Origin of the sequence: Methylophilus sp., assembly GCF_035460085.1 — a bacterium.
Taxonomy (GTDB): domain Bacteria; phylum Pseudomonadota; class Gammaproteobacteria; order Burkholderiales; family Methylophilaceae; genus Methylophilus.
The window spans coordinates 53,255-67,340 of record NZ_DATHWZ010000023.1 but is presented as its reverse complement, the minus strand read 5'-3'; the positions used below and the strand labels follow the sequence as shown (position 1 = coordinate 67,340).

The following is a 14,086-nucleotide window of genomic DNA, read 5'->3' as shown; positions in this document are numbered from 1 at the left end:
CTAACTGGAAAGCCTGAAGCTGACAGTCACTACAATATTACTGATTTTACCGCGCAGAATTTCGTTGAAATGCGGCTTTAGCTGTGATTTCTGTGCGGCTGCCAGTGCTGCGTCATCGATTGCTTTATTGCCACTCGACTCAAGCACCTCGATGCCTGTGATGTTGCCATGGTCATCAATGTTGATACTCAGTTTGACATCACCTTCAATGCCCCTGTCTTGTGCGATTCTAGGGTAGCGCTGGTTTTTCTTCAGTTCCCTGTGTGCTGCATTTCTAAATGCATTTCGCGCCGCTTCAATATCACCTTCACTAGGTCCGGTCGCTTTGGGTGGCTCCGGAGGTGGTGCTGGTGGTGCTGGTGGTGGTGGCACCACTTCGGCTTTACTCTCGCTAGGTTTTGCTGTAATCACAGAAGGCGCTGGCGCTTCTGTGACTGTCCGGGTAGGCTCTGCGGGCGGTTCCGGCAGGGGCGATGTCTTTTGCGGCAGAGTTGGTTTTTGTTCTGCAGGCTTGGGTTCTACCGGCTTAGGTGGTGGTTTTACCGGATCAGGCTTGGATGGTTCAGGTGTAGGCGGCGTTGGCTCAGGCTCGGCTGGAGGAGAAACCACTGCTGGCGGTGTCTCTTTCACCAGTTCGATTTGAATTTCCTGTTTTTGGACGGGAGGCTTTTCATAAGTGGGTTTGGGAATATAAAGCATGATCAATGCATGAGCGAGCAGCGAGCCAATCAGGCACCACTCCAAACCATGTTTGAACTGTGTTTTTGATTCTTGTAGAACCGCTTGCACGCTTAAACCCTAACCTTAAACCCCCATCACGACCCGACACTATAAGCTATTTTTTAGCATTCCTGCCAGTGTCTGAGGGTTTGATTATCTAACAAACCCCGTGAAAAGGTTGTACTTCTACCATCTTGCCTGCATCGAGTGCGCCGGTTTGCTCATTGAGCACAATAAAGCAATTGGCCCGGCTCATACTGCTTAAAATGCCTGAGCCTTGTTCACCTGTGGTTTTGACTTTCCAGGTCTCGCCTTCTTTAAACAATATGCCGCGCTGAAATTCAGTACGGCCGGTGGCCTTTTTAATAGCGTTGACACATTCGACTTGAAAAGAGGGTGGGGTCAGGTTGGCTGCTCCCATCATGGTTTTCAGCGCTTCCTGAACAAACTGGTAAAAAGTCACCATGGCAGAAACCGGATTACCAGGCAGACCAAAATAATGGGCAGCGCCGATTTTTCCATAGGCCAGAGGTCGGCCTGGCTTCATATTGATTTTCCAGAATAAGACCTGTCCGTGCTTGGCCAGCAACTGTTTCATAAAGTCTGCCTCGCCGACCGAAACACCGCCACTGGTGATTACTACATCATAATTTTCAGATGCTTCCAGCAGGATTTTTTCTAAAGTGGCCGGGTCATCGGCCACATTACCAAGGTCAGTCACTGATACACCAATTGCCTGTAATAAGCCCCATAAACTATAGCGGTTACTGTCATAAATCTGCCCTTGCTGCAGAGGCTTGCCGATGCTTACCAACTCATCACCCGTGCTAAAGAATGCCACTTTTAATCGGCGATAAACCTCGATTTCACCAATCCCCAAAGAGGCCAGCAGACCCATATCGGCTGGTTCAATACGATGGCCAAGGGTCAACACCGTTTGACCAACAGCAATATCTTCTCCGGTCAGGCGGATATTTGTGCCTATAGCAGGCAATTTTACCAAGGTTACCAACTCACCTTCGATTGAGGTATGTTCTTGCATCATGACCGTATCGACGATAGGAGGAATAACCGCTCCAGTCATGATTTTGATACAGCAACCGGCCGGAATATCTGAAGTGAACGGAATGCCCGCAAATGCTGTGCCGATCACTTTGAGTGGATTTCCTGCCTCTGCATGCCTGAAGGCAAAGCCATCCATAGCCGAATTATTATAGCCAGGCACATTCATGCCTGAAATCACCGGCACGGCTAGAACACGCCCTAAACTCTCTTTGAGTACTATCGTTTCAGTCTCGCTGACCGGGCTTAAGAACTGCTGGATGTAATGACGCGCCTGTGTCACTGACATGGCATTCGGGTCATAGTCATCCATGCATGAAGCATTTGAAACGAAATCGGATAGTTGTGGTTGCATGATGCTACTCTGATTAAATGGTTGATTTACGGTAGCGATTTTTCTACCGGATGATTGATGTTAGTGAATGCTTGCTCATCTGCAAAATCTACAAAAACAGGCGTATGCCGGTATTGCCAGGCACTTACGCGACGTTGGCCTTCATTCAAAAACGTATCAAGATCGTCGCTCAATGATGTATGCAACAGGCAAAAAACCGGATGGTCGCCGCTGCTGCTTCGCGCTATTGCCATTAACGCATTAGATTTACGGATGGCGTTGGACATACGTTCGACTAAATCGAGCGGTAATAAAGGGGAGTCGCATGGTACGGTGAGTACCCATTCTGTTTTTGCGTACGCCAGACCGGCCTGAAAACCCGCCAACGGTCCATCAAACTGGTTGGTGGCATCAGTCACTACCTGTATACCAAACTGCTGGTAGATATCCAGATTGCGATTCGCATTCATAATGACCTGTGTAACTTGTGGCTGGATGCGGTCAAGCACATGCGCCACCATGGCTTTGCCGTTGTAATCAGCAAGCCCTTTGTCGATGCCACCCATACGCATGCCACGACCACCTGCCAGGATAACTGCGGTAATCTGCATTAACCACCTGTGTGGGACATAAAACGGATGACTGCGGGCGCGGCGCGTTGCAAATCAAAATCATGCCCCTGCGGCTTGATGCGCATACCTTGCAAAATAGCTTCCACCAGTGGGCCATCGTCAGTGGGATGCGCACGCAACAGCGGCATCAGTTCAATTTTATGTTCTTGTCCCAGGCATAAAAATAATTCGCCTTTGCAGGTGATGCGAACGCGGTTACAGCTTTCACAGAAGTTGTGGCTATGCGGTGAAATAAATCCGATTCTGGTCTTGTGACCATTCACTTGCCAGTAACGGGCAGGTCCACCAGTTTTGTGGTTGCTCGGTGTGAGTGAGAACTTACTTTTTAAACGCCCGAGCGTTTCGCTGTTACTCACACAACTGTTTTCGCGGTCATGGTTGACTTCACCCAGCGGCATTTCCTCAATAAAACTGATATCAATATGCTTCTGCATTGCAAAATTAACCAGTTCAATTGCTTCATCATCATTAATGCCGCGCATCAGCACGGTATTCAGCTTGATATTGCCAAACCCGGCCTGGATGGCATGGTCTATACCGGAAAGTACTTTTGGCAGCTCGCCTACGCGGGTGATCCTGCGAAAGCGATCTTCATCCAGGCTATCCAGCGAAATATTGATGCGGTCAACCCCGGCCTCTTTTAAAGCCAGGCTGTGTTTATCCAACTGGCTACCATTGGTTGTCAGCAGGCATTCCTGCAAGCCTGGAAGATGGCCGATTTCTTCAAACAGCCACATGGCATTTTTACGCACTAACGGTTCACCGCCGGTGATACGAACTTTAGTGACGCCCATACGGACAAACAATTTAACCAGTCTTGCGCATTCCTCCAGGCTCAAAACTTCGTCGCGGGGCAAAAAAGTCATTTCTTCTGCCATACAGTACTGACAACGGAAATCGCAGCGATCGGTAATTGACAGGCGGATATAGTCCACATGCCGGCCAAACTGGTCGATAAGCTGGGAAGGAATATTTGCCGAAGAGTACATTGTGTGCATGAATTTTAAAGTAATCAATATTCTATGCCCTTTTCATGGTTTCACAAGGGATGAATAGAGCGTATGATTTCGGGGTGGTAGAATGTAACTAAATTGTAACTGTGAGGTTAGTTTGGATCATTTATTAAGCCAGGAGCAGCAGGCGCTCATACAAGCACATATCCAAGCACATCAGCATGTGCCGGGGGGGTTGATGCCCCTTTTACATGCGATTCAGGATGATATTGGCTATGTGCCTGAGACTATTTATCCCGATATATCCAAGGCACTGGCACTTTCAGTCGCTGAAGTGCACGGTGTCGTCAGTTTTTACCATCATTTCCGTACGCATCCGATTGGCAAGCATGTGTTGCAAATTTGCCGCGCTGAATCTTGCCAGGCCATGGGTTCCGAAAAACTTGAAGTGGAACTCAAATCCAAACTAGGCGTCGATTACCACCAAACTACACAAGACGGCCAAATCACCTTGTTGCCAGTGTATTGCCTGGGGAACTGTGGTTGTTCGCCAGCGGTGATGTTGAATGATGAAGTATATGGACGCATGAACACCGAAAAGGTTTCTGAGCTGATCGCAGAGGTCTGTCATGATTAAGGTATATGTGCCGATTGACTCGACCGCATTGTCACTAGGTGCTGAGCGCACCGCCAAAGCCATCGTGGCGGAAGCGAAAACCAGAAACATTGATATTCAGCTCATCCGAAACGGATCTCGTGGACTGTTCTGGCTGGAACCGCTGGTAGAAGTTGAACTTGCCGAAGGTCGTGTCGCTTTCGGTCCGGTGCAACCTAAGGAGGTTGCCGGCCTGTTTGATGCTAATTTTATTGATGCACTGTCGGATTCAGCCAAAGCGCATCCTTTATATCTGGGGTTAACCGAAGAACTTGCCTGGCTGAAGAAACAGCAACGCCTGACATTTGCACGCGTGGGGATTACCGACCCGGTATCTCTGGAAGATTACCTGGCCCATGATGGTTACAAAGGCCTGAAGAATGCACTGATATTGACCGGTGCCGATATCGTCAAAGCAGTGACAGATTCAGGCTTGCGCGGGCGTGGCGGTGCGGCTTTCCCTACCGGTATCAAGTGGAATACGGTGCTGAATGCACCTGCTGAACAGAAGTATATTGTCTGCAATGCCGATGAAGGCGATTCTGGCACTTATTCCGACCGTATGATCATGGAAGATGATCCTTTTGTCCTGATTGAAGGGATGACGATTGCCGGTATTGCTGTCGGCGCTACCCAGGGGTATATCTATTTACGCAGCGAATATCCGCATGCGCTCAAAACATTGAATGAAGCCATCCGTAGAGCAACACTGGCGGGTTACCTGGGTGAGAATATCCTGGGTTCAGGCAAGACTTTTGATCTGGAAGTACGTCGCGCAGCCGGGGCCTATGTGTGCGGTGAAGAGACTTCACTGCTGGAAAGCCTGGAAGGTAAGCGTGGCCTGGTGCGCTTCAAGCCGCCATTGCCGGCGATTGAAGGCCTGTTTGGCAAACCCACCATCGTCAATAATGTGATCTCGCTGGCGACCATACCTATCATCCTGGACAAAGGCGCACAATATTATGCTGATTACGGCATGGGACGTTCGCGCGGCACCTTACCGATTCAGCTGGCCGGCAACCTGAAACAAACCGGCCTGATTGAGTTGGCGTTTGGCGTCACCCTGCGTGAATTGCTGTATGACTATGCCGGTGGCTCTGCTTCCGGTAAACCGATCCGCGCGGTGCAGGTTGGCGGCCCATTAGGCGCTTACCTGCCAGAAAGCCAGTTTGATACACCGCTGGATTATGAAGAATTCAGCAAAATCTGGGCGGTACTAGGCCATGGCGGAATCGTGGCATTCGACGACACGGCGGACATGGCCAAAATGGCCCGCTACGCATTCGAATTCTGTGCCGTAGAAAGCTGTGGTAAATGCACGCCTTGCCGAATAGGCTCTACCCGTGGTGTAGAGGTGATGGATAAAATTGTGGCCGGTAAAAACCACCCGCAGAATGTGCAGTTGCTGCGCGACTTGTCGGACACCATGTTGAATGGTTCTTTATGCGCACTGGGTGGGATGACGCCTTACCCGGTGTTGAGTGCGCTGAATCATTTCCCCGAAGATTTCGGTCTGAGTAATAAAGAAGCTGCTGCCTAGGCAGTAAAGGTGACATTATGGATGACATCAAATATACCCCTTCCCAACCTTCAGCATTGAAGTACGACCCGCACAAAGATTACGGCACACCAAAATCTGACAGCGATGTCATGGTGACGCTCAATATCGATGGCGTCGACGTGACTGTGCCTGAAGGTACTTCGATCATGCATGCGGCACAACTGAGTGGCGTGACTGTGCCTAAACTCTGCGCAACTGATTCGCTGGAAGCTTTCGGCTCCTGCCGACTGTGCCTGGTGGAAATTGAAGGTCGTCGCGGTTACCCGGCTTCGTGCACTACGCCTGTCGCTTCAGGCATTAAAGTCAAAACGCAAACGCCAAAACTGGCTGATGTACGCCGCGGTGTGATGGAGTTATATATTTCTGACCATCCGCTGGATTGCTTGACTTGCGCAACCAACGGCGATTGCGAACTGCAGGACATGGCCGGCGCGGTTGGCCTGCGCGAAGTGCGTTATGGTTACGATGGCGAGAACCACTTGGGTCAGGCCAAGGATGAATCTAATCCATATTTCACTTTTGACCCATCTAAATGTATTGTCTGCTCCCGCTGCGTGCGCGCCTGCGAAGAAACGCAAGGCACATTTGCATTAACTATCCAGGGCCGAGGCTTTGAGAGCAAAGTATCACCAGGGAACCAGAATTTCCTCGAATCGGAATGTGTATCTTGCGGTGCCTGTGTACAGGCGTGTCCAACCGCTACTTTGATTGAGAAAACGGTGATTGAGGCCGGTACACCTGAACATTCTGTGACCACCACTTGTGCCTATTGTGGTGTAGGTTGTAGCTTCGATGCCGAAATGAAGGGTGAAGAAGTGGTGCGAATGACGCCTAGCAAAGCGGGTGGCGCCAACCACGGGCATAGCTGCGTCAAGGGCCGTTTTGCCTGGGGCTATGCTACGCATGCTGATCGCATTACCACGCCGATGATACGCCAGAGTATTCATGACCCATGGCGAAAAGTGGGCTGGGATGAAGCGATCAATTATGCGGCCAGTGAAATCAAACGTATCCAGGCAAAATACGGCAAGGATGCGGTCGGCGGTATTACTTCCAGCCGTTGTACCAACGAAGAAGTCTATGTTACACAGAAACTCATTCGGGCCGTGTTTGGCAGTAATAATGTAGATACCTGCGCGCGTGTCTGCCATAGTCCTACTGGCTATGGCCTGAAACAGACATTGGGTGAATCTGCCGGTACACAAACCTTTGATTCGGTTATGAAATCCGATGTGATTTTTGTCATGGGTGCCAACCCTACAGATGGCCATCCGGTATTCGGTTCACTGATGAAGCGACGCCTGCGTGAAGGCGCCAAACTGATTGTGGCCGACCCGCGCGCGATTGACCTGGTAGAAAACTCACCACATATCCGTGCTGACTATCACCTTAATTTGCGCCCAGGTACCAATGTGGCACTGATCAGTGCATTGGCACATGTGGTCGTTACCGAAGGCCTGGTTAAAGAAGACTTTGTTAAAGAGCGTTGCGAATGGGACTCTTTCGTTGCCTGGCGTGATTTCGTTGCCAAACCGGAGAACTCTCCTGAGGCGTTGGCAAAGGATTTGGGGCTGGATCCGCAAAAGGTGCGTGAAGCCGCGCGCCTGTTTGCGACCGGAGGCAATGCAGCGATTTATTATGGCCTGGGTGTGACCGAGCATAGCCAGGGTTCAACTACCGTCATGGGCATTGCCAACCTGGCGATGGCGACCGGCAACATTGGCCGCGAAGGTGTTGGCGTTAACCCACTGCGTGGACAGAATAACGTTCAAGGTTCTTGTGACATGGGTTCCATGCCGCATGAATTCCCCGGCTATCGCCATGTATCCGATAACGAAACCCGAGCATTGTTTGAACAAGCCTGGGGCGTACCTCTGAGCGCAGATCCCGGCTTGCGTATCCCTAACATGCTCGACCTGGCAGCAGAAGGCAGTTTTAAAGCCGTATATTGCGTAGGTGAAGATATTGCCCAATCAGACCCGGATACTCAGCATGTGACGCATGCGCTCGAAAGCATGGAGTGTGTGATCGTGCAGGACTTGTTCCTGAATGAAACAGCCAAGTTTGCACACGTGTTTTTCCCTGGTGCTTCTTTTCTGGAGAAAAACGGAACGTTTACTAATGCCGAGCGCCGCATTTCACCAGTGCGTAAGGTGATGACACCAAAAAATGGTCTCCGGGAAGATGGCAAGCATGAAGCCGGTCTGGAAGACTGGGAAATTACCGCGAGGTTCTCAGAGGCATTGGGTTACCCCATGCACTATCATCATGCCAGTGATATCATGGATGAGATCGCAGCACTGACGCCGACCTTCAAGGGGGTTAGCTTTAAAAAACTAGATGAGTTGGGCAGTATCCAGTGGCCATGCAACGATGAAGCGCCTGATGGCACGCCAACCATGCATGTGGAAGAATTTGTACGTGGCAAAGGTAAATTCTTTATCACGCAATATGTGCCAACCACTGAAAAAGTCAATGGCAAATTCCCGCTGATCCTGACCACCGGCCGCATCCTTTCACAATACAACGTCGGTGCACAGACTCGCCGTACCGAGAATGTGGTCTGGCATCCGGAAGACAAAATCGAGATTCATCCACATGATGCTGAAGACCGAGGCATTCTGGAAGGTGACTGGGTAGGGATTACTAGTCGTGCCGGGCAAACTGTGCTGCGCGCCAAGCTCACAGAGCGGGTGCAGCCAGGTGTGGTCTATACCACTTTCCATCATCCTGAATCTGGCGCCAACGTGATCACCACCGACAACTCTGACTGGGCGACCAACTGTCCGGAATATAAAGTCACGGCTGTGCAGGTGACTAAGGTGAACCAGTTGTCTGAATGGCAGAAAGACTACCGTAGCTTTAGCGATACGCAAATCGAATTATCGGGGATGGATCCGCAAACGGTTGTTTCCTGATGGTTCAGCCAGCTATCGAATATGAGGGCTGCCCAATCTCTGCCGGTAGCAGCGATTGGCAGGCAGTCGATGCCAATGAAACGGGCTGCGAATTTGCAGTAACCCGCTGGCGTGATGGCCAGCCACAGAGGGTGATGGACACGCTTGCGCAGGAAGTACCGGTAGCGCTGGTGTATAACGGCATCTCCCACGTGGTGATGCTCGCAACGCCAGCTGACCTGGAAGATTTCGCCTACGGATTTTCATTTACTGAAGGCATTATCAGCGAGCGTGCGCAAATATACGGAATAGATGCGAAAGCCATCCAGCATGCTAATGGCTTGTTGCGTGGCATCGAGTTGCATATCGAATTAGCCTCTGCGCAGTTTGCGGCACTGAAAGAGCAGCGCCGTAACCTGACTGGCCGTACCGGCTGCGGTTTATGTGGTGCGGAAAGCCTGGACCAGGTTTTCAAAAAACCTGGGCTGCCAACAACATCAGTGCCAAACCTTTCGCTGCAAGCGATTGATGCCGCAATAGAGCAACTCAAATCTCGGCAACCACTGCAGCAACTGACCGGTGCTACCCATGCGTGTGCAATCGTTAATGATCAGGGCGATGTGTTACATGTCCGTGAGGATGTCGGCAGGCATAATGCGCTGGATAAGCTGATTGGATTATTGTTGCGGCAGGATATTGAGTTTTCAGAGGTGTGGCGCGAGCACTGGGTGCTGACGACCAGCCGTGCAAGTTACGAAATGGTACAGAAGGTCGCTATGACTGGGGGTCGGGCTTTGGTCGCCATCTCTGCGCCGACGGCCTTAGCGGTGAACCTGGCACAAGAGCAGAATTTTTTACTGGTCGGGTTTGCCAGGCCATCACAATGCGTGATTTACCATGGCGAATTAACGGGTAAATAAAAATATGCTTACCTGATCAACTAAGCACTGAATGTCGGTAACTGTAGTTAATTTATGATGGATTTGAAAAGAGCAAGCGATGGAAGTCGATAAATTGATCAAGATGGCCAACCAGATTGGCGATTTTTTTGAGGCGAATCCGGATGAGGATGATGCCAAGCTGGAAATTGCCGGCCATCTTAAAAAGTTCTGGAACTCGGTGATGATTAAGTCTCTGGTCACGCATGTGCAGCAGCATCAGGGCGCTGGCTTGCACCCCAAGGTATTGGCTGCCATTCAGCAGCATATGCAGGCTTGATGATTCCGGCTTTTTCCAGTCCGCAGCGCTCTAACACTTAACGACGCTGAAGCAGCCTGTAAGACTCTTTGCTTTGACGGCTTTGTTCACCTTCCCAAATTAACGACCACTCAGTCCCTGGTGAGGTGTGCCGTTTACCAGGTTGATCCTCAATTAACAGCAAATCACATCCTGATGGTTCTGCCGACAGACGAATGCCGGAGTGATAATGCAGCAAGTCAGCTTGTGAGGAGCCGATATTACGGCTGCTGATGCAACGGTAATGCGCAGGCAGATGATTGCGCAAATCTTCAAAAATAGGCTGATAGGTACGGGCGGCTTCAATCATCGGTAACCATAAGCTCATGAATACAGTCCAGGCGCAGGTCATACCGATTGCCCAATTAGTGGCACTGGAGCGGTTTGAATGTTTGGAACGAATCACGCCAGACAGCCAGATCAATGTTACTGCCACCGCAATGGCGCCATACAAGACGCTGAGATGTATGGATTGTAAGCCGGATAAGTAAGCCAGGCGCTGGTAAAGTTTGATGGGGTGGCCAGTCAGCATCGCCCACCAGCCGAGCCAGGCAATGGCAATCAGCAAGCCAAATAAAATCAGGCCAAACCAGTTTAATGCGCCGGCTGCGCCCCGTTTGAGTGTTTCTATACTACCGGCCGCCAGTGCGGTTAGAGGGATCAGCAACGGCAATGCATTTACTTCGCTTCTGTCGCTAAAAAAACCGATCAGCACGAATGCCCACAGGAAGAAAATCACGCTAAGCTGAAAACGGTAAGTCTGCAGCACTGCATGCCTGAACCGCCAAATCCCCCATAATGCAAGTGGTAACGCGGGCCACGCATACCAGGCCAGCGTACGGGTAAAATACACATGGTTGCTAGGTATTTGTATATTCACCTGTGTTGCCCACCATCCTGCCCACAAGTCATTTGCCCATTGCTGGCATGACCAGCACCAGAGAAAAATGCCGGGCAAAGCCAATGCTGTGCCAAGCAGCAAAGCGCGTTTGGCGGTCGCATGTTCACGGATAGCAGGCAAGAAAATCACAGCTGCAGTCGTGCCCACAATCATGGCGGCAGGTAACAGGCCTGCCGATAGAAAAGCAATCAATAATCCGCCAGCAAGTAGCCACATTGCCCGCACTGGCTTGCGTATCGCCAGCGTCAGTGCATAAAACGCCATGCTGATACCACTGAGGGCAGCCACTTCCGGCATGACGGTATGTGCACTGACGACCAGCCCCAGGCAACCGATAAAAATAAAGTTGGTCTGACGTCCCGCACCCAGGTTCCATAATTCACGGCCGCTCAAACCCATCATCAGCAGCGTAACCAGCATCCAGACACCCACGCTTAAGCGTGCTGCATCATGAATAGGTAACAGAGGAGACAGGGCCTGCGAAAAGGCTGTGGCAATCCAGTAAAACAGAGGTGGCGTTTCTAGGGCTGGGTGTCCAGCAGAAACAGGCGCTATCCAGTGACCATCTGTCCAACTTTGCAGTGACAGGAACGGATGTTCGATCAGGCCTTGGATAATGCTGGCTGACTGTGATTCGAAAGGCTTCCAGGGCGAGTGCCCGATCAGGCCGACGCATAACCAGATGGAGCATAATAGAATCAGCAGATGCGTTTTGGCACGTTCCCCTACTTTGGCGCGCGGGGTGGCCATATTTTCTTGCCAGTCGTGATCAATAAAAAACTGCATGTTTCAGCTGTGTGCTCGAGTTATGTTCCGGTACTGCCATCTTAGTGTAACCCATTAGGGGTAAACAGTAGACAAGGCAACATGCGTTAAAAACAAAAAAGGCAGCTATGCTGCCTTTTTATAATACATCCCACCCAATTACATACCGTATTTTTGGCGGAATTTCTCAACGCGACCAGCGGTGTCCACGATCTTCTGTTTGCCAGTGTAGAAAGGGTGGCATTGTGAGCATACTTCGATGCTCAGATCTTTGCTGCTGGTAGAACGGGTTTTGAATTTATTGCCACAGCTACAGGTGACGTTAATTTCAGGGTATGTTGGGTGAATGTCGGCTTTCATGCTTTCTCTCTATCTTTAAGCAGTTGCGGTAAGCGCGCGATTATCACCCAATTCATTCTATTAATCAATAGATTTCTGGTAATAATTCCACGCTATTGGACATTAACCCCGGCGCATGCTGTCAAAAAAGTCGTTATTGGTTTTAGTGGCCTTGATTTTATCCAGCAAGAATTCCATCGCTTCAAGGTCATCCATTGGGTAGAGCAATTTGCGCAATACCCAGATTTTTTGCAGGATATCTTTATCCAGCAACAACTCTTCACGACGGGTACCGGATTTATTGACGTTAATCGCCGGGTAGATACGTTTCTCGGCCATACGTCTATCCAGGTGGATTTCCATGTTGCCGGTACCTTTAAACTCCTCGTAAATCACATCATCCATGCGTGAACCCGTGTCTACTAGCGCTGTGGCGATGATCGTCAGTGAGCCACCTTCTTCCACATTGCGCGCTGCACCGAAGAAGCGCTTAGGTTTTTGCAGTGCATTCGCATCCACACCACCGGTCAGCACTTTGCCAGATGAGGGGATGACCGTATTGTAAGCACGTGCCAAGCGCGTAATGGAGTCTAAAAGAATCACCACATCTTTTTTATGTTCAACCAGGCGTTTCGCTTTTTCCAACACCATTTCTGCAACTTGCACATGGCGCGTCGCCGGTTCATCAAACGTAGAAGCCACCACTTCACCACGTACTGAGCGGGTCATTTCTGTCACTTCTTCTGGCCGCTCATCAATCAGCAATACGATCATCACACAGTCAGGGTGGTTGGCTGTAATCGCATGCGCCACATTTTGCAGCATGACTGTTTTACCGCTTTTGGGGCTGGCAACCAGCAAGGCACGCTGGCCTCTGCCGATAGGCGCAATGATATCGATCATGCGGCTGGTGATGTTTTCTTCACCGCGGATGTCCCGCTCAAGTGTGAGCGGAATGGTTGGGAATAATGGTGTTAAGTTCTCAAACAGAATCTTGTGCTTGGTATTCTCCGGCGCTTCGCCATTAACGCTGTCAACTTTAACTAACGCAAAATAACGCTCGCCATCTTTTGGGGTGCGGATCTCACCCTGGATAGTGTCACCGGTGTGCAAGTTGAAGCGACGGATTTGCGAAGGAGACACGTAAATATCATCCGGCCCTGCCAGGTAAGAAGTATCTGGTGAGCGCAAAAAACCAAAGCCGTCTGGCAGCACTTCCAGCGTCCCATCTCCAAAAATGCTGTCGCCTTTTTTTGCTTTGTTTTTCAAGATGGCAAAAATCAGGTCCTGCTTGCGCATGCGGCTCGCATTTTCGATTTCGTTACTGGTGGCCATTTCTACCAGTTCGGTAACGGGGAGATGTTTTAAGTCGGATAAGTGCATGAGTGACTCGCTAGATTGAGACGTCGGAGAATAAGAAGAGAAAACCCGGTTTCGAAGTTATTTGAAACCGGGCGAATAGATTAAATGTTGCTGTCGATAAACGCGCTGAGTTGTGACTTGGAAAGTGCGCCTACTTTAGTGGCCTCTACATTGCCGTTCTTAAACAGCATCAAGGTAGGAATGCCACGGATGCCGTACTTAGGTGGCGTATTCTGGTTGTCATCGATATTCAGTTTGGCGACTTTCAGACGGCCTGCGTATTCTTTGCTGATATCATCCAGGATAGGTGCAATCATTTTACAAGGGCCACACCATTCAGCCCAATAATCAACCAGGACGGGAACCGTAGATTGTAAAACTTCCTGTTCAAAGCTGGCATCGCTTAAATGGGTAATGTTGTCGCTCATTATTGCCTCGTAAGAATGGGTGAAGAATGGATAGAGTGGAATTGCACAGAAAAATTCTGGTTTTGGCGCTAAATATTGTTTTGGCTAAATAGTTTGAATTAGTAATTTGCTGAAAATATGAAATTACTAAAAGTGTCTGCAGCAAGTATAGCAACAGATTTCCAGCATAATCAAGTTTTTTTCGAACATAGCCTTATATGTGTTCTATTGTGTGGTTTTCAATAGCAGAAAGTCTGCGGAT

13 protein-coding genes are annotated in these 14,086 nt (G+C 50.0%); 5 read left to right on the top strand and 8 right to left on the bottom strand.

Features of this window, described 5'->3' with window-relative positions:
- The 4 genes from VK958_RS03985 to moaA form a co-directional block, all read right to left on the bottom strand.
- Positions 1–789: an energy transducer TonB gene (locus VK958_RS03985; RefSeq protein ID WP_325239179.1), complete on the bottom strand. Its 789-nt coding sequence runs from the start codon at positions 787–789 to the stop codon at positions 1–3.
- A gap of 88 nt (positions 790–877) precedes the next feature.
- Positions 878–2,137: a molybdopterin molybdotransferase MoeA gene (moeA, locus tag VK958_RS03980; RefSeq protein ID WP_325239177.1), complete on the bottom strand. Its 1,260-nt coding sequence runs from the start codon at positions 2,135–2,137 to the stop codon at positions 878–880.
- A 26-nt stretch (positions 2,138–2,163) separates the two neighbouring features.
- Positions 2,164–2,727 carry a molybdenum cofactor guanylyltransferase MobA gene (gene mobA, locus VK958_RS03975; RefSeq protein WP_325239175.1) on the bottom strand — a complete coding sequence of 188 codons (564 nt, stop codon included), beginning with the start codon at positions 2,725–2,727 and terminating at the stop codon, positions 2,164–2,166.
- Positions 2,727–3,737 (bottom strand): GTP 3',8-cyclase MoaA, encoded by a 1,011-nt coding sequence (gene moaA / locus VK958_RS03970; RefSeq protein ID WP_325239174.1) that lies wholly within the window; start codon positions 3,735–3,737, stop codon positions 2,727–2,729. The genes mobA and moaA overlap by 1 nt, the downstream gene beginning before the upstream one ends.
- Positions 3,738–3,858: 121 nt before the next feature.
- On the opposite strand from moaA, the gene VK958_RS03965 reads away from it, so the two are divergent.
- The 5 genes from VK958_RS03965 (at position 3,859) to VK958_RS03945 (ending at position 10,032) form a co-directional block, all read left to right on the top strand.
- Positions 3,859–4,338 carry a formate dehydrogenase subunit gamma gene (locus tag VK958_RS03965; RefSeq protein WP_325239173.1) on the top strand — a complete coding sequence of 160 codons (480 nt, stop codon included), beginning with the start codon at positions 3,859–3,861 and terminating at the stop codon, positions 4,336–4,338.
- Positions 4,331–5,896 carry a formate dehydrogenase beta subunit gene (locus VK958_RS03960; protein WP_325239171.1) on the top strand — a complete coding sequence of 522 codons (1,566 nt, stop codon included), beginning with the start codon at positions 4,331–4,333 and terminating at the stop codon, positions 5,894–5,896. The genes VK958_RS03965 and VK958_RS03960 overlap by 8 nt, the downstream gene beginning before the upstream one ends.
- Positions 5,897–5,913: 17 nt before the next feature.
- Positions 5,914–8,835 (top strand): formate dehydrogenase subunit alpha, encoded by a 2,922-nt coding sequence (fdhF, locus tag VK958_RS03955; protein ID WP_325239169.1) that lies wholly within the window; start codon positions 5,914–5,916, stop codon positions 8,833–8,835.
- Positions 8,835–9,734 (top strand): formate dehydrogenase accessory sulfurtransferase FdhD, encoded by a 900-nt coding sequence (gene fdhD / locus VK958_RS03950; protein WP_325239168.1) that lies wholly within the window; start codon positions 8,835–8,837, stop codon positions 9,732–9,734. Before fdhF ends, fdhD begins: the two co-directional genes overlap by 1 nt.
- A gap of 79 nt (positions 9,735–9,813) precedes the next feature.
- Positions 9,814–10,032, top strand: a complete 219-nt coding sequence (locus VK958_RS03945) for a formate dehydrogenase subunit delta (protein ID WP_325239166.1) — start codon at positions 9,814–9,816, stop codon at positions 10,030–10,032.
- Positions 10,033–10,069: 37 nt separating this feature from the next.
- Here VK958_RS03945 and VK958_RS03940 read toward each other — a convergent pair whose 3' ends face one another.
- From VK958_RS03940 to trxA, 4 genes are all read right to left on the bottom strand, one after another.
- Entirely contained in the window at positions 10,070–11,737 is a 1,668-nt protein-coding gene (locus VK958_RS03940; RefSeq protein WP_325239164.1) for an ArnT family glycosyltransferase, read from the bottom strand.
- Between the two features lie 138 nt (positions 11,738–11,875).
- The gene (gene rpmE, locus VK958_RS03935; protein WP_325239163.1) at positions 11,876–12,076 is read right to left on the bottom strand and encodes a 50S ribosomal protein L31; all 201 of its coding nucleotides are present in this window, start codon (positions 12,074–12,076) and stop codon (positions 11,876–11,878) included.
- A gap of 102 nt (positions 12,077–12,178) precedes the next feature.
- Positions 12,179–13,438: a transcription termination factor Rho gene (gene rho / locus VK958_RS03930; RefSeq protein ID WP_325239162.1), complete on the bottom strand. Its 1,260-nt coding sequence runs from the start codon at positions 13,436–13,438 to the stop codon at positions 12,179–12,181.
- Positions 13,439–13,518: 80 nt separating this feature from the next.
- Positions 13,519–13,845 (bottom strand): thioredoxin TrxA, encoded by a 327-nt coding sequence (gene trxA / locus VK958_RS03925; protein ID WP_019883507.1) that lies wholly within the window; start codon positions 13,843–13,845, stop codon positions 13,519–13,521.
- Positions 13,846–14,086: the final 241 nt, after the last annotated feature.

What these genes read in the sequence shown, in the direction of transcription:
- mobA (WP_325239175.1), bottom strand. Translation starts at nt 2,727, where the DNA reads ATGCAGATTACCGCAGTTATCCTGGCAGGTGGTCGTGGCATGCGTATG.
- moeA (WP_325239177.1), bottom strand. Translation starts at nt 2,137, where the DNA reads ATGCAACCACAACTATCCGATTTCGTTTCAAATGCTTCATGCATGGAT.
- rho (WP_325239162.1), bottom strand. Translation starts at nt 13,438, where the DNA reads ATGCACTTATCCGACTTAAAACATCTCCCCGTTACCGAACTGGTAGAA.
- fdhD (WP_325239168.1), top strand. Translation starts at nt 8,835, where the DNA reads ATGGTTCAGCCAGCTATCGAATATGAGGGCTGCCCAATCTCTGCCGGT.
- trxA (WP_019883507.1), bottom strand. Translation starts at nt 13,845, where the DNA reads ATGAGCGACAACATTACCCATTTAAGCGATGCCAGCTTTGAACAGGAA.
- VK958_RS03960 (WP_325239171.1), top strand. Translation starts at nt 4,331, where the DNA reads ATGATTAAGGTATATGTGCCGATTGACTCGACCGCATTGTCACTAGGT.
- moaA (WP_325239174.1), bottom strand. Translation starts at nt 3,737, where the DNA reads ATGTACTCTTCGGCAAATATTCCTTCCCAGCTTATCGACCAGTTTGGC.
- fdhF (WP_325239169.1), top strand. Translation starts at nt 5,914, where the DNA reads ATGGATGACATCAAATATACCCCTTCCCAACCTTCAGCATTGAAGTAC.
- VK958_RS03940 (WP_325239164.1), bottom strand. Translation starts at nt 11,737, where the DNA reads ATGCAGTTTTTTATTGATCACGACTGGCAAGAAAATATGGCCACCCCG.
- rpmE (WP_325239163.1), bottom strand. Translation starts at nt 12,076, where the DNA reads ATGAAAGCCGACATTCACCCAACATACCCTGAAATTAACGTCACCTGT.
- VK958_RS03945 (WP_325239166.1), top strand. Translation starts at nt 9,814, where the DNA reads ATGGAAGTCGATAAATTGATCAAGATGGCCAACCAGATTGGCGATTTT.